The organism is Comamonas resistens (assembly GCF_030064165.1).
Taxonomy (GTDB): Bacteria; Pseudomonadota; Gammaproteobacteria; order Burkholderiales; family Burkholderiaceae_C; genus Comamonas; species Comamonas resistens.
The window spans coordinates 1,456,766-1,474,591 of sequence record NZ_CP125947.1; the positions used below are offsets into that span (position 1 = coordinate 1,456,766).

Sequence of the window (17,826 nt, forward strand, 5' to 3'; positions counted from 1 at the left end):
CTCAAGCGCTTGCTGATCAAGCGCTGGCAGCTATGGATATGAAAGTTGGCGCCGAGGTAAAGACATGATGCGCAAGGACCTGGACTACAAGCCGCTGCTGCTGGTGCCGCTGCTGGCGCTGGCTACCTTGCCCCTGGTGGGCTCTCCCAGCACCTGGCTCACGCTGACGGTGGCGGGCCTGGCCATGGGCATGATCATCTTCGTCATCGCCTCGGGCCTGACCCTGGTATTCGGCCTCATGGACGTGCTCAACTTCGGTCACGGCGTGTTCATTGCGCTGGGCGCCTTCGTCGCCACCAGCGTGCTCGGCGCCATGGGCGACTGGACGGGCTCGGCACAGCTGTGGCGCAATCTGGTGGCCGTGCTGCCGGCCATGGTCGTGGCCATGCTGGTGGCGGGGGCCCTGGGCCTGGCCTTCGAGCGCTTCATCGTGCGGCCCGTCTACGGCCAGCATCTCAAGCAGATTCTCATCACCATGGGCGGCATGATCATCGGCGAGGAGCTGATCAAGGTCATCTGGGGTCCGCAGCAGATTCCGCTGCCGCTGCCCGAAGCCATGAAGGGCGCCTGGCTGCTGGGCGACGCGGCCGTGGAGAAATACCGGGTCTTCGCCGTGCTGGTGGGGGCTGCCGTGTTCGCCGTGCTGGCCTGGACGCTGGCACGCACCAAGATCGGCCTGCTGATCCGCGCCGGCGTGCAGGACCGCGAGATGGTCGAGTCCCTGGGCTACCGCGTGCGCCGATTGTTCGTGGCCGTGTTCGTCGCGGGCTCGGCCCTGGCCGGCCTGGGCGGCGTGATGTGGGGCCTGTACCAGCAGAACGTGGTGGCGCAGATGGGCGCCCAGGTCAATGTGCTGATCTTCATCGTCATCATCATCGGCGGTCTGGGCAGCACGGGCGGCGCGCTGATCGGTGCGCTGCTGGTAGGGCTGATGGCCAACTACACGGGCTTTCTGGTGCCCAAGGCGGCGCTGTTTTCCAATATCGCGCTCATGGTGGCCGTCTTGCTGTGGCGTCCCCAAGGCATCTATCCGGTCGCCAACCGCTGAGGGAGAACAGAATGCTCAATCGTTTGCTCTCCGGCGACCTGCCGCGCAGCCGCGTGCTGGCCGTGATGCTGTTGCTCATCTTCGCGGGCCTGGCCGTGGTGCCGTTCCTCTTTCCCGGCGTCAAGGCACTCAATGTGGCGGCCAAGGTGCTGATCTTCGTGGTGCTGGTGGCCAGCTTCGACCTGCTGCTCGGCTATACCGGCATCGTGAGCTTTGCCCACACCATGTTCTTCGGCATAGGCGCCTATGGCGTGGCCATTGCCTCCACGCGCCTGGGCGTGGGCTGGGGCGCGCTGGCCGCGGGGCTGGGTGGCGCGCTCGCGGTCTCGCTGCTGCTGTCGCTGGCCATAGGCCTGTTCTCGCTGCGCGTGCGGGCCATCTTCTTCGCCATGATCACGCTGGCCGTGGCTGCGGCCTTCCAGACTCTGGCATCTCAGCTGTCGGACTGGACCGGGGGCGAGGACGGCCTGACCTTCAAGATGCCCGAATGGCTGTCGCCCAGCTTCGAGCCGTTCGAGAACGATATCTTCGGCGTGACCATCGACGGCAAGATCCTCAGCTACTACCTGCTGTTTGTCGTGGCCGTGGCCTTGGTGCTGATGCTGCTGCGCATCGTCAATTCGCCGTTCGGCCGCGTGCTGCAGGCCATACGCGAGAACGAATTCCGTGCCGAGGCCATCGGCTACCGCGTGGTGGTCTACCGCACTACCTCCAGCGTGCTGTCGGCCCTGTTCGCCTGCGTGGCGGGCGCCATGCTGGCTGTCTGGCTGCGCTACAACGGGCCCGATACCTCGCTCTCGTTCGAGATCATGATGGACTGCCTGCTCATCGTGGTGATCGGCGGCATGGGCACCGTCTACGGCGCGGTGATCGGCTCCGTTGTGTTCCTGATCGCCCAGAGCTATCTGCAGGACCTGCTGCGCCTGGCCAGCGAGACCGCCAGCAGCCTGCCCTGGCTGGCCGCGCTGCTCTCGCCCGACCGCTGGCTGCTATGGCTGGGACTGCTGTTCGTGCTGTCGGTCTACTACTTCCCGACCGGCGTGGTGGGCCGGCTGCGCGCGGCAGCGGCGCGCAAGGCCTGATCCCGAAGTTCCCATTCTTTCCCCGGCATCCCTTCCCTGACTGCTTTCACTACGACAGGAGACAAAGCCCATGCAGAAGACCTATGCGATTGCCTTGCCGCCCGCAGCCCTTGCGGTGCTGGCGGCTGCCGTGCTGACCGCCTGCGGGGGAGGCGATGGAGGCGAGCTCAATGCCAAACCTGGCTACCTAGGCACGGTGCGGCAACAGAGCTATGACGGCAGCAGCGATGACCTGCTGACCGCGGGCCTGGGCAAGAGCGGCCTGGCTGCGGCCACCGCACCGGGCTTTGCCATTGCGCTTCAGCCCACGGCGGCCGAGTTGCGCCGCCTGGCCATCTACACCAACTACCGCGCCATGCTGGACATGACGGCCGCGGGTGGCTACGGCACGCTCTACGGCCCCAATGTGGATGCGCAGGGCCGGGTGACGGCCGGCGAAGGCAGGATTGCCGGCACCGAGTACATCGCGTTCTCGGACGACGGCACGGGCCGCAAGAACGTCACGCTCATGGTGCAGGTGCCGGACAGCTTCGATCCCAGGAAGGCCTGCATCATCACCGCCACGGCTTCGGGCTCGCGCGGCGTGTACGGCGCCATCACCACGGGCGAATGGGGGCTCAAGCGCGGCTGCGCGGTGGCCTATTCAGACAAGGGCACGGGCGCCGCGCCACATGACCTCATGAACGACACCGTGCCGCTGATCGACGGCACGCGCAGCACGGCTGCCGCAGCGGGCAAGCAGGCTGCATTCAATGCGGGGCTCACGGCTGGCGAACTGGCCGTCTTCAACACGGCCACGCCCAACCGCTTTGCCTTCAAGCATGCGCACTCGGGCCAGAACCCCGAGAAGGACTGGGGACGTACCACGCTGCAGGCCGTAGAGTTCGCCTACTACTTGCTCAACGAGCGCTATGGGGAGCGCAACATTCTGGGCGAACGTCTGCGGACACTCAAGCCGAGCAACACCATCGTCATTGCATCAAGCATCTCCAACGGCGGTGGCGCGGCGATTGCCGCCGCCGAGCAGGACTCGCAGGGGCTGATCAACGGCGTGGCCGTGTCCGAGCCAGCGGTTGAATTGCCCGTCAACCCCGGTGTGAGCGTGCAGCGCGGTGGCACGACACTGCCTGTGGTGGGCAAGACGCTGGTGGACTTCACGAGCTATGCCAACCTCTATCAACCCTGCGCCTCGCTGGCGGCATCGGTCAGCGGCTCGCCCTATGCGGCGGCGTTCGCCGCGGGTTTTGCGAGTGCTGCGCTGCCGATTGCGCCCAACCGCTGCGCGGCGCTCAGGACTGCCGGTTTGCTGAGCGCCACGACCACAGCGGCCCAGGCCGAGGAAGCCTTGCAGAAGCTGCGCGACTATGGCTGGGAGCCGGAGTCCAGCGAGCTGCATGCCTCGCTGGCCGCCTTCGAGGTGGCGCCCGCCGTGTCGGTCACTTTTGCCAATTCGCTCTCGCGCGCCAGCGTGAAGGACAGCCTCTGCGGCTACAGTTATGCCGGTGCGACGGCTGCGGGTGCAGTGATGCCGCTGGCCCCCGGGGCGCTGGCCAGCATGTTCTCCACGGGCAACGGCGTGCCGCCATCGAGCGGCGTGCAGCTCATCAACAACAAGGGCAAGTTCGGTGCCGCGCGCGATTTCCTCTCCGTCTCGGTGAACTCAGGCGTGGCCGACTGGAACACGCCGGGTGCGCTGTGCCTGCGCAATCTCGTCACAGGCAACGATGGCTCCGCCAGGGCGCTACAGGCCGGTATTGACGAGACAAGGCGCAACGGCAATCTGCAGGGCAAGCCGGCCATCATCGTCCATGGCCGTGCGGATGCGCTGCTGCCCGTGAACCACACGACGCGGCCCTATGTGGCGCTCAACCGGAAAGTGGAAGGCGCAGCCAGCAAGCTCAGCTATGTGGAGGTCACGAATGCCCAGCACTTCGACAGCTTCATCGGCCTGCCCACCGTGCTGCCGGGCTACGACACGCGTTACATCCCGCTGCATGTCTATCTGAACCGCGCGCTCGATGCCATGTATGACCACCTTGCCAGCGGCAAGGCGCTGCCTCCCAGCCAGGTGGTGCGCACCGTGCCGCGTGGTGGCAACCCGGGTCAGGCACCGGCCATACAGCCGGCCAATCTGCCGCTGATTGCCGGCACGCCGGCAGCGGCCGACAGGATAGAGGTCGGTGCCGGATCCATCCGCGTTCCGGACTGATACGCATGACCGGCCGGCGGCTACGGCTGCCGGCCGACTACCGAAGTTGATAGCTGATAGCGCTTATCACATATGCGCTAGAGGCCTTTTTGATGCTGAAACCTGCCATGCCCAACAACTGCGCTTCTGCGGCCATCGTGCCGGCATCCCGCTATGCGAACTGCGCTGGCTACGAGATTCATTACCTGGATTGGCTGCCGCAAGGCCCGACCAAGGCCACGGTGATCGCCTGGCATGGCCTGGCCCGCACGGGCCGTGACATGGATGCGCTGGCGCAGTTCCTGGCCGGCCAGGGCTATCGCGTGATCTGCCCCGACATGCTGGGCCGGGGCCTGAGCCAGTGGAGCCGGGCGCCGCAAGAGGAATACAACCTGCGCTTTTACGCGCGGCTGGCACGCGAGCTGATGGATGCGCTGGCGCTGCAGAAGGTGCACTGGGTGGGCACCAGCATGGGCGGAGCGATAGGCACGGTCTGCGCCTCGGGCCTGTTCGAGCCAGCGCTCAGGCAGCGCATCCTCACGCTCACGCTCAACGACAACGCACCCGAACTTGCCGATGCAGCGCTGGCGCGCATCAGGGCCTATGCGGGACAGCCGCCGGTGTTTGACACCGTGGCCGAGCTGGAGGCTTTTTTCCGCCAGGCCTACAAACCCTATGGCTGGCTCAGCGAAGCCGAGTGGCGCAAGCTCACCGAGACCAGCACGCGCCGCACCGACGACGGCCGCGTGACGCCGCACTACGACCCGGCCATGATCCAGCAGTTCACCGCGCACGATGACGACTACCTGATCTGGGAGCACTACGATGCGCTGGCGATTCCGGTGCTGCTATTGCGCGGCGTGGATTCGGACCTGGTGCTCAAACCCGTGGCCGAGCGCATGCAGCAGCGCGGGCCCGGCGCCCTGGGGCTGCTGACCTGGCTGGAGATCGAAGGCTGCGGCCATGCGCCGGCCCTGAACGTACCGGCGCACTTCGACGCCGTGCTGGCCTGCCTGAACAGAGCCTGATTGCCCTCAGCTCAGCACAGGTGCGGCGCCAGCGCTAGCATGGCGCGCATGCGGCAACGGTGGTTGCAATCAGCCTGGAGTTGAGACCATGGGTTTTCTGGTGGATCTGATTCGGGAATACGGCCTGGGCATCGTGTTCCTCAATGTATTCGTGGAGCAGCTGGGGGCGCCGGTGCCGGCCTATCCGGTGCTGGTTGTCACGGGCGCGCTCGAAGGCGCAAGCTGGGGCCGGCTGGGCTGGCTCACTGCCGTGGCCGTGGCTGCGGCCCTGGCTGCGGATGTGATCTGGTACCAGGCCGGCAAGGCCTATGGTCACCGTGTGCTGGGCCGCATCTGCCGTATTTCGCTGTCGCCCGATGCCTGCATACGTCAGACCGAATCTGTCTACGGCCGCTGGGGTGCCAAGTCCCTGCTGGTGGCCAAGTTCGTGCCTGGCTTTGCCTCCATTGCCAGCGCACTGGCCGGTGTGGTGGGCACGCCGCTGCGTACCTTTGTGCTGTTCGACATGCTGGGCGCGCTGATCTGGGTGGGCTCGGCCGTGTTCCTGGGATCGCTGTTCGCCTCGACCGTGGAAAGCCTGCTGGATGTGCTCACGGCGCTGGGCAAATGGGGTCTGCTGCTGATTTCGGTCGTCTTTGTTGTGTTCGTGGCGCGCAAATGGTGGCAGCGCCAGCGCGTGGTGCGCTCGCTCAAGATGCCGCGCATCTCCGTGCAGGAGCTGGCCGGGCTGAATGCACAAGGCATTCATCCCACGGTGATCGATGTGCGCGAGCCCATGCTCTATGACATGGGGCATATCCCGGGCGCACATTCCTGGAGCAACCAGGTGGAGAAAGGCAAACCTGTTTATGACGGGCTGCTGCCGCGAGAGCAGCACAAGCATGGCTTGGTGGTGTACTGCGACTGCCCCAATGAGGTCTCGGCTGCGCGTGTGGCCAAGCAGTTGCAGCGGGCGGGCTTTACCAATGTCCGGCCTCTGGTGGGTGGGCTGACCGCCTGGGAGGCCGCTGGCTTGAATGTGGAAGCCGACCCCGATCCGGTGGTCGACGCCCAGACATGAAAGAGCGACAAGCCTTATGCCCTTGCCCTGCATCGTGCTCATGAAGACCCGCAGCCTGATGCCGTAATCCAGTAAAAAAGCCCCATGCATGATGGCAACGGGGCTTTTTTGATGAAGGGCTTGCTGTTATTTGCCGGAGGGCATGGAGCAATGTCCACCCTGGATGGCCTGGCCCGAGCCGGCCGCGATCAGCGGCGCTTCAAAGCGCAGATCCACAGGCGGTGACTGCCAGTAGTCCCAGCTCAGGAAAAGGACCAGCACGGTCCAGAAAATGCCGCGCAAGAGGGTTTGCTGTGTCATGAGTTTTCTCTCCTGCTTCAAAAGCCAAAGTGGCGGCGGATGCGCAGGCCGAAGATCGTGCCTGCAAAGGCCAGGGGCACCCAGATCCAGCCATGAATCGAGCCGGTGGAGATGCCAGACAGCATGGCGCCCACATTGCAGCCAAAAGCCAGGCGCGAGCTATAGCCGAGCACCAGGCCTGCGACGAGAGCCACGACCCATTGCGTGCCTGTGAGTGTCTTGGCCGCCGCGGGCTTGCCGGCTGCAATCCACAGCGCACCGCCCAGAATGCCGATATTGGTGATGCTGGTCACATCCAGCAGCACGGTCTCATGCAGGCGCGCCGCATTGCCGGGCTGGCTCCAGAACCAGTTGCTGGTCAGATCGACGGCGCCCGCGGCATTGGCCACCTTGGCGGCCCAGAGACCGAAGCCATAGACTACGCCCCAGGGCTGTCCGGCGATGATGAGGTTGAGCGTGGCAAAAACGGCCAACAGCACGGCACCCACCAGCCATTTGCGCACCAGCAGCGGCTTGGCCGGGCGGTTCAGGGCGGCATTGGCCTTTTTCACATACAGGGCCACGCCCGCAGCGATGATGGCCAAAGCAGCCAATGTGGCGATCAGCGCAGGAGCCCAGCCCCATTGCGTGACCAGGCCCACCGGCGCGGTATTGCCCAGGTCCAGCCACCAGCCCAGGTGCAGGCTGCCCAGAAAGCTGCCGATGGCAAACAGGGGCAGGATGGCCGTATTCATGGGAATGCCCATGCCTGCCTTGTAGAGCGTGCCGCTGCCGCAGCCGTCGGCAATCTGCATGCACAGCCCGAAGACAAAGGCGCCAACCAGCAGGCTGATGCTGGGCGGGCCCAGAGCTGCCGTCAGCTCAGGGAAGTGACCGAGCAAAGGCATGGCCAGGGCTGCGGCCAGCGCCAGCAGCAGCAACTGGCCAAAGATGCCGCTGCCGTCTTTTTCCTCGACCAGCATGCGCCAGCCCGTGGTGAAACCAAAGCGCTTGCCGGCCAGCACGGCGCCCAGGCCTATGCCTACGGCAAACAGCGCCGCCTGACGCACCGAGACCGACCATAGCAGCCAGCCAAAGAAAACGGCCAGCAGGACCGTTATGGGAAGTCGTTTCATTGTTCTATGAATTTGATAGCTATCAGCGCTGTATGAATAAGCGCTGTAGGCTGTTTTTATTTAAAGGTTTTTTCCCACCATTTTTGCGCGTCATAGGCCAGCGACTGGGCGCGGCCAGGCTGATTGGCCATGCGCGGTGCGTCCTTGGACTGGGTCCAGTCCACCATGGAGCCCGCATATAGCTTCACATTGGGCAGGCCCGCCATTTCCGAGAGGCCGAACCAGTCGGTCGCGGCCCAGTGCCCGGTGTTGCAGAAAGCGACCATGTCCTGGCCCTGCTGGCGCTGGACCCGGGTGGCAATGTCCTTGGCCTTGCCGGCATCCACAAACAAGGCCGTTCCAGGCACAAACCACTGGTTGAAGTCGAGCTGCTGGGCGCCGGGCAGCGTGCCCGAGAGCTTGGCCGCGGGTGCGCGGGTCTTGCCCTGGTAGAAGGCATCGGGACGTGAATCGACCAAGGCTGCATTGGACAGATCGATATGCTTGCCCACATCTTGCTGGGTGGCCAGCCAGTTGGCATCGAACGTGGGCGCGTAGTTGCTGGCCACAATCTGCGTCTGGGTCTTGCCCACGGGCTTGCCTGCCGCTTCCCAGGCCTTCATGCCACCGTTGACGATGGACAGCTCCTTGAGCCCCAGGCTCTTGAGCGTCCAGTACACGCGGGCCATGGCACCAAAGTCCGTGGCGTCGACACCGCTGGAGATGACGATGGCGTGGGTGGAGGGCGTCAGGCCCAGTGACTGCACCAGAGCCACCAGCTTGGCGGTATCAGGCAGCTCGCCAGGGTTGGTGGCCGGGCCGCGCCATTTGCCGTAGGGGGCGTTGGCGGCCTTGTCGATATGGCTGGCCTCGAAGGCCTTGGGGTCGCGAATATCGATCAGGCGCACATCGGTTTGCTGCAGCAGGGGCTGCAGCTGATCGGGTGTGAGCAAGGGCTGGGCGGCAAGGCTGGCACCACAGATGCCCAGGCCCAAGCCCAGCCCCAATGCGTAAGATTTGAAGGTGGTTTTCATGGCAGAAGTCGGCTATGCCGAGAAGACAGGAGGGACGGCAGCGCCCAAGGCCTCTATTGTCCGACCTTGAGCCCTGCCATCCAAATGCGAAAAAGTCGTTCGCTTATTGCGCAGGCTCATAAAAATTCTGGACCTGCTCGGACTTTGTAGATGCCGCAATGAAAATGGTCTGCAGCGCTTGTTGATCAAGCGGAAGCAGCTATCAATTCAGGAATTGACCCGTGACCGCACAGGGCTTGCGGCAGGGCATGGCAGATGCTTAACCCGCCCGTCAACCCAGGCTTTGCGGCGAGAACCCCGCATAGCGAGGCTTGATATGCTTTTACTGCGTGGAGCCCGCAGCTCTGGCGCGCTGGGCGCGGGCCTTGAGTTCGGCCTCGTCCTCGCGCTGCGTGGGCCAGCCCTGCAGATGCTGCTGGGCGATGTCGCTGAGCGCCGTGATCCAGGACGCGCTGTCGTTGAGGCAGGCAATGTATTCAAACTGCTGGCCGCCTGCGTGCAAAAAGGCTTCGCGCGCTTCCTGGTTGATTTCTTCCAGGGTTTCCAGGCAGTCGCTGGTAAAGCCGGGGCAGACCACGTCGACGCGCCTAGTGCCAGCCTGGGCCAGGGCGATCAGCGATGGCTCGGTATAGGGCTCCAGCCACTTGGCCTTGCCAAAGCGCGACTGGAAGGTGAGCAGATACTGGTCTGCATTGAGCTTGAGCCGCTGGGCCAGCAAACGCGCCGTCTTGTGTGATTCGCAGTGATAGGGGTCGCCCAGATGCAGGGTGCGTTCGGGCACGCCGTGAAAGCTCATGACCAGCTTCTCGCCACGGCCATGGCCGCGCCAGTGCGCCTCTATGCGCTGGGCCAGGGCTTCGATATAGCCGGCATCGTCGTGGTAGCGGTTGACAAAGCGCAGTTCGGGAATATGGCGCTGGGTTCTGGCCCAGTCATAGACAGCATCGAACACGCTGGCCGTGGTCGTACCCGAGTACTGGGGGTAGAGCGGCAGAATCAGAATGCGCGTCACGCCTTCTTTCTTGAGCGCATCGAGCTGGGCTGCAATCGCGGGCTTGCCATAGCGCATGGCGGGCAGCACCAGCACATTGTGGCCGCGCTCGCCCAGCCAGCCACGCAGCAGCGTGGCCTGGCGCTGCGTCCAGTGCAGCAGCGGAGAGCCGTCTTTCTCATGCCAGACCGTGGCGTATTTGGCGGCGGACTTGGCCGGCCGCGTGCGCAGGATGATGCCGTGCAGAATCGGCCACCAGGCGAGTTTGGGAATCTCCACCACACGGTCGTCACCGAGAAACTCGGCCAGATAAGGGCGCACGGCCGCAGCCGTGGGAGCGTCGGGTGTGCCCAGATTGCACAGCAGGATGCCGGTGCGGGCGGATTGATCGTGACGGAAGCTGGGTTCGGGCGCAAAACGTGATGGCATGGCCGCGATTGTGGCAGCTTGTGGCCGAGTGCATGCGTGGCCGGGCTGCATCCTATATTCTCGGGCCATGCACTCTTCTTCCCCTGTCCGGCCTGGCGAGGCCGAAGCGGCTTCTCTCGAAGCCTTGCAGCAATTGCGTCACTCGGGCCGCATCCGCGCCATCTCCATCGATCTGGATGACACTTTGTGGCCCATCTGGCCCACGATTGCCAGGGCCGAGGCTGTTTTGCTGGACTGGCTGGGCGAGCATGCGCAGTCTACTGCCGCCTACCTGGGCGATACGGACCGGGTGCGCGCGCTGCGCCACGAAATCAATGCGCTGCGCCCGGACCTAGCCGGCGACCCTGCCAGCCTGCGCCGTGAGTCCATCCGCCTGGCCCTGACGCGTGCGGACGAGGATACGGCGCTGGCGGAGCCAGCGTTCGAGGTCTTCATGGCCGAGCGCCAGCGTGTGCAGCTGTACGACGATGCCCTGCCGGCGCTGGAGTTCCTGGCCCGGCGCTGGCCGGTGGTGGCGCTGTCCAACGGCAATGCCGACGTGCAGATCATTGGCATAGGCCGGCACTTCCAGGCCGCCCTGAGCGCCACCGGCTCCGGCATGGCCAAGCCCGATGCGCGCTTCTTCCGCGCGGCGGCCGAGGCGGTTGGCGTGGCGCCGGAGCATGTGCTGCATATCGGTGATGACGCCGAACTCGATGCCAAAGGCGCCATGGATGCGGGTATGCACGCAGTCTGGCTCAACCGCGGGCAGTTAGCATGGCCTTGCGTGGGGGCTGAACCCCATGTCACAGTCGCCAGCCTTTGGCAGTTGTGTCAGGGGCTGGCAGATCGCTGATTCGAAGAGGCTTTGCTTTTTCGGGCTGCGAACGAGGAGCCGCCCATGCCCGCTTGCCTGTCTGCCCGTCTGCTGACCCCGCCCCCTCTGGCTCCTGTGCGCGAGGTTCCCTGGACCCAGCCCTTTGTCTGGCTGGGCCGCGCCTTTCAGGATCTGGCTAACGCTGCCTTAATCAGCCTGGCTCATGGTCTGGTCTTGGTCCTGATCGGTGCTGCGATCTGGGGCGTGGGGCACAATCGCTTCTGGTTGATGGCGGGGGCCTTGTCGGGCTTTCTGGTGATGGGGCCGATGGTGGCCACCAGTCTCTACGCCATCAGCCGTGCGCTGGAGAGAGGAGAGGCGACAGACTTGGGTCTGATCCGCAGAACCTGGAGTCAGTGGCAAAGCTGCCATGCAGCCGGCCGGGGAGGGTACTGGTGCATGGTGAAGTTCGGGATGCTGCTGGCGCTGGCTGCAACGGGCTGGGTGGTTGTTTCTGCCTCGCTGATCACAGTGATGTCGCCCGTGCCAGTGCACACCCTGCAGGATTTCATTCAGCACATCGTGCTGGCCCGTGACGGCCAGCTCTTTGTGCAGTGGATGGCATTGGGCAGCTTTCTGGCTGCTCCGATTTTTGCGTCCAGCGTGGTGGCCATGCCGCTGATGCTGGACAGGCGAGTCACCGTACGCCAGGCCGTGCTGACCAGTTGGTCCGTGGTGCTGGCCAACCCGGGCCCCATGGCCTTGTGGGCGGTGCTGATTGTGTTGTTGACTTTGCTGGGCCTTGGCAGCTATCTGCTGGGGCTGGTGATTGTGATGCCCCTGCTTGGCCATGCCAGCTGGCATGCCTATCGTGACCTGGTGGACGCTTCGGCCTTTCCCGCCAGAGATGAAGCGATGAAGCCTGCCGACTGAGCCTGCCTCCAACCAGGGCCTGGCAAAGGTGGTAAGGACCTGGTTGTCGTGATATTTGGCTATACGGAAGAGCAGATTGCCCACTTTTTCCTAACCTGGGGCGTGGGCGCCTTCATCTTGTTCATGGTGTTCATCATCTTGCAGCTGGCGCGCCAGTCCAAGGCCGGCAAGTTCGGCACCTTTGTGATTTTTCTGGGCCTGGGCGTCGGCTTTGTCGGCTATCTGGCCAAGATCATCATTCAGTGGTGGATAGAGAAATAGACACCCCCTGAGCGGCTGCGCCGCTTCCCCCTCTCTCTACGGGAGGGGGACGACAGCCTCGCTGCGGGGCGGCCCTTGCTTGCTGTCCCTCGCTTGGAGTGCGCCAGTTTTGTGGCTTAGCTTGGCTTGACTTGCGCGCGCTTGAGCACTTTTTGCCAGCGGCCCTGCTCGACGGCAATGAACTGCGCAAACTGCTCGGGTGTGCTGCCAATGGGCTCGGCTGCATCACCCTGCAGGCGCTTGAGCGCATCGGGTGCCTTGACGGCCTTGGCACAGGCAGCGGCCAGTTTGTCCACATGGGGGCGGGGCATGGAGGCCGGGGCCAGCATGCCGTACCACTGGGTCATTTCAAAGCCCGCAAAACCTTGCTCGGCCACGGTGGGTACATCGGGCAGCTGTGGCAGACGTGCGGTGGAGCCCGTGGCAATGCAGCGCACCTTGCCCGCCTTGATGAAGGGCAGCAGCGCCGAGGCGCCGACTGACGCCGCATCGAGCCGGCCAGCAAGCAGGTCCTGCATCATGGGGCCGGTGCCGCGATAGGGCACATGCAGCATGAAGATATCGGCCGTCATCTTCAGATATTCGAACGCCAGATGCCCGGCGCTGCCATTGCCGGCCGAGCCGTAGCTGAGCCGGCCGGGGTTCTTTTTGGCATAGGCCACCAGTTCGGCAATATTCTTGACCGGCAGATCGGGGTGCACCACATAGAGGCTCGGTACCTTGGCCAGCAGGCTCACGGGCACGAAGTCCTTCTTGGGGTCATAGGGCAGCTTGTCGAAGATATAGGGGTTGACGGCCAGCGTGCCGATATGGCCGAGGATGATGGTGTGCTGGTCGTCGGCCCGCGCCACATCCTGCATGGCGATATTGCCGGCCGCGCCAGGCTTGTTTTCGACGAACACGTTCTGGCCCATCAGCTTGGACAGCTCGGCCGCCGTGGAGCGGGCCACGATTTCGGAGCTGCCGCCCGGTGCAAACGGCACGACAAAGCGTACGGGCTTGCCGGGCCAGCTGTCATCGGCAGCCTGCGCGCGCCCGGCCAGCAGACCGGTGCAGGCCGCCGCGCCAGCGCCCAGCAAAAGATGGCGGCGCGAAATGTTCAGGACTTCACTGGTGGATTGCTCGAAGATGTTTGCCATGCGGTTCTTTCTTGCTTTGGACTTCGGAGTCTGTGGGGGCGTCATGTTCTTGCGCCTCGCTGCATGGTTGCAACTGTGGCTGTCAAACGGCTGTCAAACCTGGCTCGGCAGGATCAGGATTGCCCTGATAGGGCTTGCCCCAGGGGCGCTGATCCTGGGTCAATCCTGGCCCGGATTGGCTATGGCCCGGGCCGCTGCCGTCCCGCTGCGCGCTGCACCTTCGAGCGTGGCGGGGTAGGGCCCTTCAAGATAATCGCCACAGGCCCAGAGTCCGTGGCCCAGCTCCATGGCGGGGCGCTTCAGGGCTGGAGTGCAGGCAAAGGTGGCGCGTTTTTCGATCACGGTCTGTACGGGGGTGATATCGCTCCAGTTCAGCTGTACGCAGGCCTGCTGCAGCACCTGCTGCTGCAGCGTCTGGCGGTCCAGGCGACAGTCGCTGATGACAAAGGCCATCAGTCCCTGCTGATGGGCATCGTCAGCATGCAGATGCCCGCGGTCGAAGACGAACTGGGCCGGTGCATGCTCCCCGGGGCGCAGGGCCAGCCAGGGCAGGTCGCGGCTCAGGCGGTGACTGGTATGGGCATAGACCGTGGCGATGGCGGTGTGCTCCAGCGCTTGCGCTTCGCTGGCCCAGCGCTGAAAGTGCACGCCATCTCTGGCGGGCAGGCGCTCGTCTTCGGAGGCCGCCAGAGCCAGTCGCGCGGCCTCCTGAGGCGGGCAGGCCAGCAACACGGCATCGAAGCGGCTTTGTTCCAGAAGCGGCGACAGTTCGGCATGCTGCACATGCAGCCGCCATTGCGGGCCCTGGGGTATCAGCTCCTGCACACGGCAGCCGGTATGCACGGCATGACCCTGGCGGCGCAGCCACTGCGCGGCAGGCATGGGGAACAGCTCGCCCAGGCTACATTGGGGCACGAGAAAGTGAGAGCCTCCGGTACCCGCAAACAGTGCGTCATGAAGCACTTGCAGAAACACGCTGCCGCTGGCCTGAGCGGCAGGCAGATTGAGGGCCGAGACGCACAATGGCTCGATGAACTCATCCATCAGCCGCTGCGGCAGGCCCTGGCAGACATCGGCCACGGTAGCCGTCTCTGCGCAGCGAAAGCCCTGCAGTCGCCAGCGTACGGCGCGGGCCAAAAGAGCGGCGCGCTCGCCCAGGGTCCAGCCGCTGGCGCAGGCGATGCCGAGCAGTGCATCCAGCGGCGCGGGCAGTCGCGGAAAGGCCAGGCCGCTGCCATCGGCATGGCGCATCGTCAAAGGCTTGCGCAGCATCAGCTGCTCTGACTGCAGATCGATGGCTTGCATCAGCTGCAGGCATTCGCTGTAGGCACCGATCAGAATATGCTGGCCGTTGTCGGCCTCAATCCGGGCTCCGCCGGGCAGCTCCAGCGTCAAGGCCCGGGCACGGCCGCCCAGGTAGCGGCTGGCTTCAAAAACCTGGGGCTGGTGGCCGAGCCGGGCCAGTTGCACGGCGGCGGCCATGCCGGCCCAGCCGCCACCAATAATCGCAATATTCATCGAGACCGGGGAAGACTGCGGCACAGATCGGCCTGCTCCGCCTGCCAGGTGGCTGCGGGCTTGTTGCGGCAATAGCTCTGCAGCTCTTGCTGGGCTGTCTGGTTATGCGAGCCATGGGCCGCATGCGACAGCAGGCGCAGCGCGTGAAAGCTCAGCTCGGCAGCGGGAAGTCGCTGTTCTGCTGCAATTGTTGTAGCGACTGGCGCTTGTGAGTTATGCGGTTGAACCTGCTTTGAGGCTTGAAGCGACGGCATGCGCTCCACCACGGTGAAGTCGCCGCTATGGCCGGCCTGGCGCATCATTTGCTGGTAGAGACTGAGTATTTGCGTGCTGTCGGCCTGGCTTAGTGTGTCGGCCGGGCGAATCAGATAGCGGGCGACTTCGGGCGGCGTGGCAGCCATCATGGCCTTGTCCGCGACGGCCAGCGGCGCCTTGCCTGCCAGGTGAGCGGCGTCATCGGCTGCAAAGATCAGGCCGTGGCGGGTGCTGGCGGCGGCCAGCTCTGCACCGCCGGCGGCAACAGTGCCAACGGCTGCGGCCTTGCCTGCGCTGCCGGCCGCCTCGGCGGCTTTGCCTGCCTTGCCCGCAGCAGCAGCGGCCTTACCCGCCTTGCCCAGCAAGCCCAGAAATGCATGGCTGGGCATAGCCGTGCCCAGGCCCCATGCGCAGACCAGCGCCAAAGCGGCGACGCGCCAGGGAGAGCAGCGAGAGCGGTGGCTTGATGCGGAACTCATGCCGGCACTGTAGCAGCCTAGCCTAAGCGGGGACGCTGGCGGATCACATCCGGCCCAGAGCCTGCATCTTCCACACGCGCCAGAGCTTGCGCAGCGGTGTGAGGCTGATGCGCTGGTGCAGCACCTGGAAGTTCTCGGACTCGATCTCGCGCAGCAGCGTGCGGTAGATGCTGGCCATCATCAGGCCGGGCTTTTGCGCGCGGCGGTCGGCGTCGGGCAGCAAGGCCAGGGCCTTGTCGTAGAGGCCGTGGGCGCGCTCGGCCTGAAAGCGCATCAGCGCCGTGAAGCGGTCCGAGTATTCGCGCTTGTTGATCTCATGGGCCTTGACATCGAACTGCTGCAGCTCGCTGATGGGCAGGTAGATGCGGCCGCGCATGGCGTCCTCGCCCACGTCGCGGATGATGTTGGTGAGCTGCAGGGCCTGGCCCAGTGTGTGGGCGTATTCGGTGGTGCGCTCGTCGGTCTGGCCGAAGATGCGCGCCGCCACTTCGCCCACGATGCCGGCGACCAGATGACAGTAGCGCTGCAGGCCCGCATAGTCCAGATAGCGGGTCTGCTCCAGATCCATCTGGCAGCCCTCGATGACGGCCTGCAGATGGCGCTCTTCGATGCCATAGGTCTTGGCATGCGGCATCAGTGCCTGCATGACGGGGTGGGTGGTCTGGCCGGCAAAGGCTTTGTGCACCTCGGTTTTCCACCAGGCCAGCTTGGTGGCGGCGACGCCGGGGTCCGAGACCTCGTCAACTACGTCGTCCACTTCGCGGCAGAACGCATAGAAAGCCGTGATGGCGGCGCGGCGCTCCTGCGGCAAAAAGAGGAAGGCGTAGTAGAAGCTGCTGCCCGAGGACGCGGCCTTGTCTTGGACGTACTGATCCGGATTCATAGGGGCGTGATTGTCCCATGGCGCAGGCGTCCGGTCGGCGCAACAGTGATAGGACTTACGCAAACAAGGATGCTCAAGGAGCATTTCCATGGGGAGAATGTCTTGCTTGAACCTGAATTGCGTCAGCGTTGTGCTGTTGCCGCGACGAGCACTATCAACTTTGATAGCTGCTGGCGCTTGACAGTCAATCGAAACAGGAATGTTTACATCCGGATGGCACGCCAGAGCAGCGTTGGAAGCTCCTGTTTGCGTAGCTTGATGCGCTGGTACAGATTACGCCCCTGCATGGATTCCAGGTGTTCCAGCACCCGCAGACCGCCCTGAACGACCAGGCGCAGCTCCCAGCCTGCGCGGCCCGGCAGTTGGTGCACCAGTGGTGCGCCTTGCTCCATCAGGCTGCGGGCCTGCTGGTGCAGTTCGGCCAGCAGGTTTTGCAGCGCGGGCGTCAGCGCCGAGGCCTGTGCCCGGACAGCGCTGCGCGCAATGCCGTGGCGAGCCAGATCGGCATCGGGCAGATAGTGGCGCTGGCGCGGCAGGTCCTGGCTCAGGTCCTGCCAGAAATTGATCAGCTGCAGGGCGGTGCAGATGGCATCGCTCTGGGTCAGTGCCTGGGCATGGTCCACGCCATACAGATGCAGCAACAGCCGGCCCACGGGGTTGGCCGAGCGGCGGCAATAGTCGATCAACTGGGCCATGTCGGCATAAGGCGTCTGGCTGGCGGTCATGCGCACATCCTGCTCGAAGGCGCTGAGCAGATCGGCCATCAGCGGCTTGGGCAACTGATGGGTCTGCATCTGCCGGGCCAGCGGTGCAAAGACCTGGGGCCATGCGCTGCAGGCCAGCATTTCGGCCTCTGCGTCCGTACCCAGTTGCTGCAGGTCGTGGCCGTAGCGCTGTAGCTGTTCCAGGCGCTGCTCGGCGCTGAAGTCGCCCTCGTCGGCGATATCGTCGGCCGTGCGGGCAAAGTGGTAGAGCGCCGCAATGGGCGCGCGCAGCCTTGGCGGGCACAGCCAGGAGGCCACGGGAAAGTTCTCGTAATGCGTAATCGAGGGTGATTGCGCAGGTGCTTGTGCAGCGGCTGAGGTGGCTGGGTGCAGATCGTTCACGGCCCGTATTGTGAACTGCGGCGCCTGCGCTTGAGGCCTGGCGAAAAATGTACGAAAAATCGCACGAGCGTGCACAATCGCGTCTGTCTTGGTTGCGGCCGCCTGCCCGGCGGCTGCGCTTTCTTTTAAGGACTTACCAAGCCAAGGTGCGCCAGGACTGTTTCCTTGGGACAAAGCTCTTGTCTGAACCGGATTTGCGTAA

17 protein-coding genes are annotated in these 17,826 nt (G+C 64.5%); 8 read left to right on the forward strand and 9 right to left on the reverse strand.

Annotated features, from left to right (window positions below):
* Window positions 1-64 precede the first annotated feature (64 nt).
* From QMY55_RS06630 to QMY55_RS06650, 5 genes are all read left to right on the forward strand, one after another.
* Window positions 65-1,048 (forward strand): branched-chain amino acid ABC transporter permease, encoded by a 984-nt coding sequence (locus QMY55_RS06630; protein ID WP_283487881.1) that lies wholly within the window; start codon window positions 65-67, stop codon window positions 1,046-1,048.
* Window positions 1,049-1,059: 11 nt separating this feature from the next.
* A complete protein-coding gene (locus tag QMY55_RS06635; RefSeq protein WP_283487882.1) occupies window positions 1,060-2,130 on the forward strand; it encodes a branched-chain amino acid ABC transporter permease in 1,071 nt (356 codons plus the stop codon).
* 70 nt (window positions 2,131-2,200) lie between these two features.
* Complete coding sequence (locus QMY55_RS06640) at window positions 2,201-4,339, forward strand: D-(-)-3-hydroxybutyrate oligomer hydrolase (protein WP_283487883.1); 2,139 nt, start codon at window positions 2,201-2,203, stop codon at window positions 4,337-4,339.
* A 92-nt stretch (window positions 4,340-4,431) separates the two neighbouring features.
* Window positions 4,432-5,346 (forward strand): alpha/beta fold hydrolase, encoded by a 915-nt coding sequence (locus QMY55_RS06645; RefSeq protein ID WP_283487884.1) that lies wholly within the window; start codon window positions 4,432-4,434, stop codon window positions 5,344-5,346.
* Window positions 5,347-5,434: 88 nt separating this feature from the next.
* Window positions 5,435-6,406, forward strand: a complete 972-nt coding sequence (locus QMY55_RS06650) for a rhodanese-like domain-containing protein (RefSeq protein WP_283487885.1) — start codon at window positions 5,435-5,437, stop codon at window positions 6,404-6,406.
* Between the two features lie 126 nt (window positions 6,407-6,532).
* On the opposite strand, the gene QMY55_RS06655 is transcribed toward QMY55_RS06650, so the two are convergent.
* From QMY55_RS06655 to hemH, 4 genes are all read right to left on the reverse strand, one after another.
* Window positions 6,533-6,706: a hypothetical protein gene (locus QMY55_RS06655; protein WP_283487886.1), complete on the reverse strand. Its 174-nt coding sequence runs from the start codon at window positions 6,704-6,706 to the stop codon at window positions 6,533-6,535.
* 17 nt (window positions 6,707-6,723) lie between these two features.
* Window positions 6,724-7,821: a YeeE/YedE thiosulfate transporter family protein gene (locus QMY55_RS06660; RefSeq protein WP_283487887.1), complete on the reverse strand. Its 1,098-nt coding sequence runs from the start codon at window positions 7,819-7,821 to the stop codon at window positions 6,724-6,726.
* A 56-nt stretch (window positions 7,822-7,877) separates the two neighbouring features.
* The gene (locus QMY55_RS06665) at window positions 7,878-8,834 is read right to left on the reverse strand and encodes a sulfurtransferase (protein WP_283487888.1); all 957 of its coding nucleotides are present in this window, start codon (window positions 8,832-8,834) and stop codon (window positions 7,878-7,880) included.
* Between the two features lie 322 nt (window positions 8,835-9,156).
* Complete coding sequence (gene hemH / locus QMY55_RS06670) at window positions 9,157-10,254, reverse strand: ferrochelatase (protein ID WP_283487889.1); 1,098 nt, start codon at window positions 10,252-10,254, stop codon at window positions 9,157-9,159.
* 67 nt (window positions 10,255-10,321) lie between these two features.
* Here hemH and QMY55_RS06675 point away from each other — a divergent pair, with 67 nt between their 5' ends.
* Genes QMY55_RS06675 through QMY55_RS06685 form a run of 3 tightly spaced genes read left to right on the forward strand, consistent with a single transcriptional unit; the run spans window position 10,322 to window position 12,244 of the window.
* On the forward strand, window positions 10,322-11,089 hold the full coding sequence (locus tag QMY55_RS06675) for an HAD family hydrolase (protein WP_283487890.1): 768 nt from the start codon (window positions 10,322-10,324) through the stop codon (window positions 11,087-11,089).
* A 45-nt stretch (window positions 11,090-11,134) separates the two neighbouring features.
* Complete coding sequence (locus QMY55_RS06680; RefSeq protein ID WP_283487891.1) at window positions 11,135-11,983, forward strand: DUF2189 domain-containing protein; 849 nt, start codon at window positions 11,135-11,137, stop codon at window positions 11,981-11,983.
* 48 nt (window positions 11,984-12,031) lie between these two features.
* Window positions 12,032-12,244, forward strand: a complete 213-nt coding sequence (locus QMY55_RS06685) for a DUF2788 domain-containing protein (protein ID WP_283487892.1) — start codon at window positions 12,032-12,034, stop codon at window positions 12,242-12,244.
* Between the two features lie 116 nt (window positions 12,245-12,360).
* Here the strand turns inward: QMY55_RS06685 and QMY55_RS06690 are convergent, their stop codons facing one another.
* The 5 genes from QMY55_RS06690 to hpnC form a co-directional block, all read right to left on the reverse strand.
* Complete coding sequence (locus QMY55_RS06690) at window positions 12,361-13,383, reverse strand: Bug family tripartite tricarboxylate transporter substrate binding protein (protein WP_283487893.1); 1,023 nt, start codon at window positions 13,381-13,383, stop codon at window positions 12,361-12,363.
* 159 nt (window positions 13,384-13,542) lie between these two features.
* Window positions 13,543-14,901: a hydroxysqualene dehydroxylase HpnE gene (gene hpnE / locus QMY55_RS06695; RefSeq protein WP_283487894.1), complete on the reverse strand. Its 1,359-nt coding sequence runs from the start codon at window positions 14,899-14,901 to the stop codon at window positions 13,543-13,545.
* Window positions 14,898-15,635, reverse strand: a complete 738-nt coding sequence (locus tag QMY55_RS06700) for a hypothetical protein (RefSeq protein ID WP_283487895.1) — start codon at window positions 15,633-15,635, stop codon at window positions 14,898-14,900. Before QMY55_RS06700 ends, hpnE begins: the two co-directional genes overlap by 4 nt.
* A 43-nt stretch (window positions 15,636-15,678) precedes the next feature.
* The gene (hpnD, locus tag QMY55_RS06705; protein ID WP_283487896.1) at window positions 15,679-16,518 is read right to left on the reverse strand and encodes a presqualene diphosphate synthase HpnD; all 840 of its coding nucleotides are present in this window, start codon (window positions 16,516-16,518) and stop codon (window positions 15,679-15,681) included.
* Between the two features lie 203 nt (window positions 16,519-16,721).
* The gene (gene hpnC / locus QMY55_RS06710; RefSeq protein WP_283488898.1) at window positions 16,722-17,615 is read right to left on the reverse strand and encodes a squalene synthase HpnC; all 894 of its coding nucleotides are present in this window, start codon (window positions 17,613-17,615) and stop codon (window positions 16,722-16,724) included.
* Between the last annotated feature and the right edge of the window lie 211 nt (window positions 17,616-17,826).

What these genes read in the sequence shown, in the direction of transcription:
- QMY55_RS06660 (WP_283487887.1), bottom strand. Translation starts at nt 7,821, where the DNA reads ATGAAACGACTTCCCATAACGGTCCTGCTGGCCGTTTTCTTTGGCTGG.
- QMY55_RS06690 (WP_283487893.1), bottom strand. Translation starts at nt 13,383, where the DNA reads ATGGCAAACATCTTCGAGCAATCCACCAGTGAAGTCCTGAACATTTCG.
- hpnE (WP_283487894.1), bottom strand. Translation starts at nt 14,901, where the DNA reads ATGAATATTGCGATTATTGGTGGCGGCTGGGCCGGCATGGCCGCCGCC.
- hemH (WP_283487889.1), bottom strand. Translation starts at nt 10,254, where the DNA reads ATGCCATCACGTTTTGCGCCCGAACCCAGCTTCCGTCACGATCAATCC.
- QMY55_RS06645 (WP_283487884.1), top strand. Translation starts at nt 4,432, where the DNA reads ATGCTGAAACCTGCCATGCCCAACAACTGCGCTTCTGCGGCCATCGTG.
- QMY55_RS06675 (WP_283487890.1), top strand. Translation starts at nt 10,322, where the DNA reads ATGCACTCTTCTTCCCCTGTCCGGCCTGGCGAGGCCGAAGCGGCTTCT.
- QMY55_RS06650 (WP_283487885.1), top strand. Translation starts at nt 5,435, where the DNA reads ATGGGTTTTCTGGTGGATCTGATTCGGGAATACGGCCTGGGCATCGTG.
- QMY55_RS06665 (WP_283487888.1), bottom strand. Translation starts at nt 8,834, where the DNA reads ATGAAAACCACCTTCAAATCTTACGCATTGGGGCTGGGCTTGGGCCTG.
- QMY55_RS06630 (WP_283487881.1), top strand. Translation starts at nt 65, where the DNA reads ATGATGCGCAAGGACCTGGACTACAAGCCGCTGCTGCTGGTGCCGCTG.
- QMY55_RS06700 (WP_283487895.1), bottom strand. Translation starts at nt 15,635, where the DNA reads ATGAGTTCCGCATCAAGCCACCGCTCTCGCTGCTCTCCCTGGCGCGTC.
- QMY55_RS06640 (WP_283487883.1), top strand. Translation starts at nt 2,201, where the DNA reads ATGCAGAAGACCTATGCGATTGCCTTGCCGCCCGCAGCCCTTGCGGTG.
- QMY55_RS06635 (WP_283487882.1), top strand. Translation starts at nt 1,060, where the DNA reads ATGCTCAATCGTTTGCTCTCCGGCGACCTGCCGCGCAGCCGCGTGCTG.
- hpnD (WP_283487896.1), bottom strand. Translation starts at nt 16,518, where the DNA reads ATGAATCCGGATCAGTACGTCCAAGACAAGGCCGCGTCCTCGGGCAGC.
- QMY55_RS06680 (WP_283487891.1), top strand. Translation starts at nt 11,135, where the DNA reads ATGCCCGCTTGCCTGTCTGCCCGTCTGCTGACCCCGCCCCCTCTGGCT.
- QMY55_RS06655 (WP_283487886.1), bottom strand. Translation starts at nt 6,706, where the DNA reads ATGACACAGCAAACCCTCTTGCGCGGCATTTTCTGGACCGTGCTGGTC.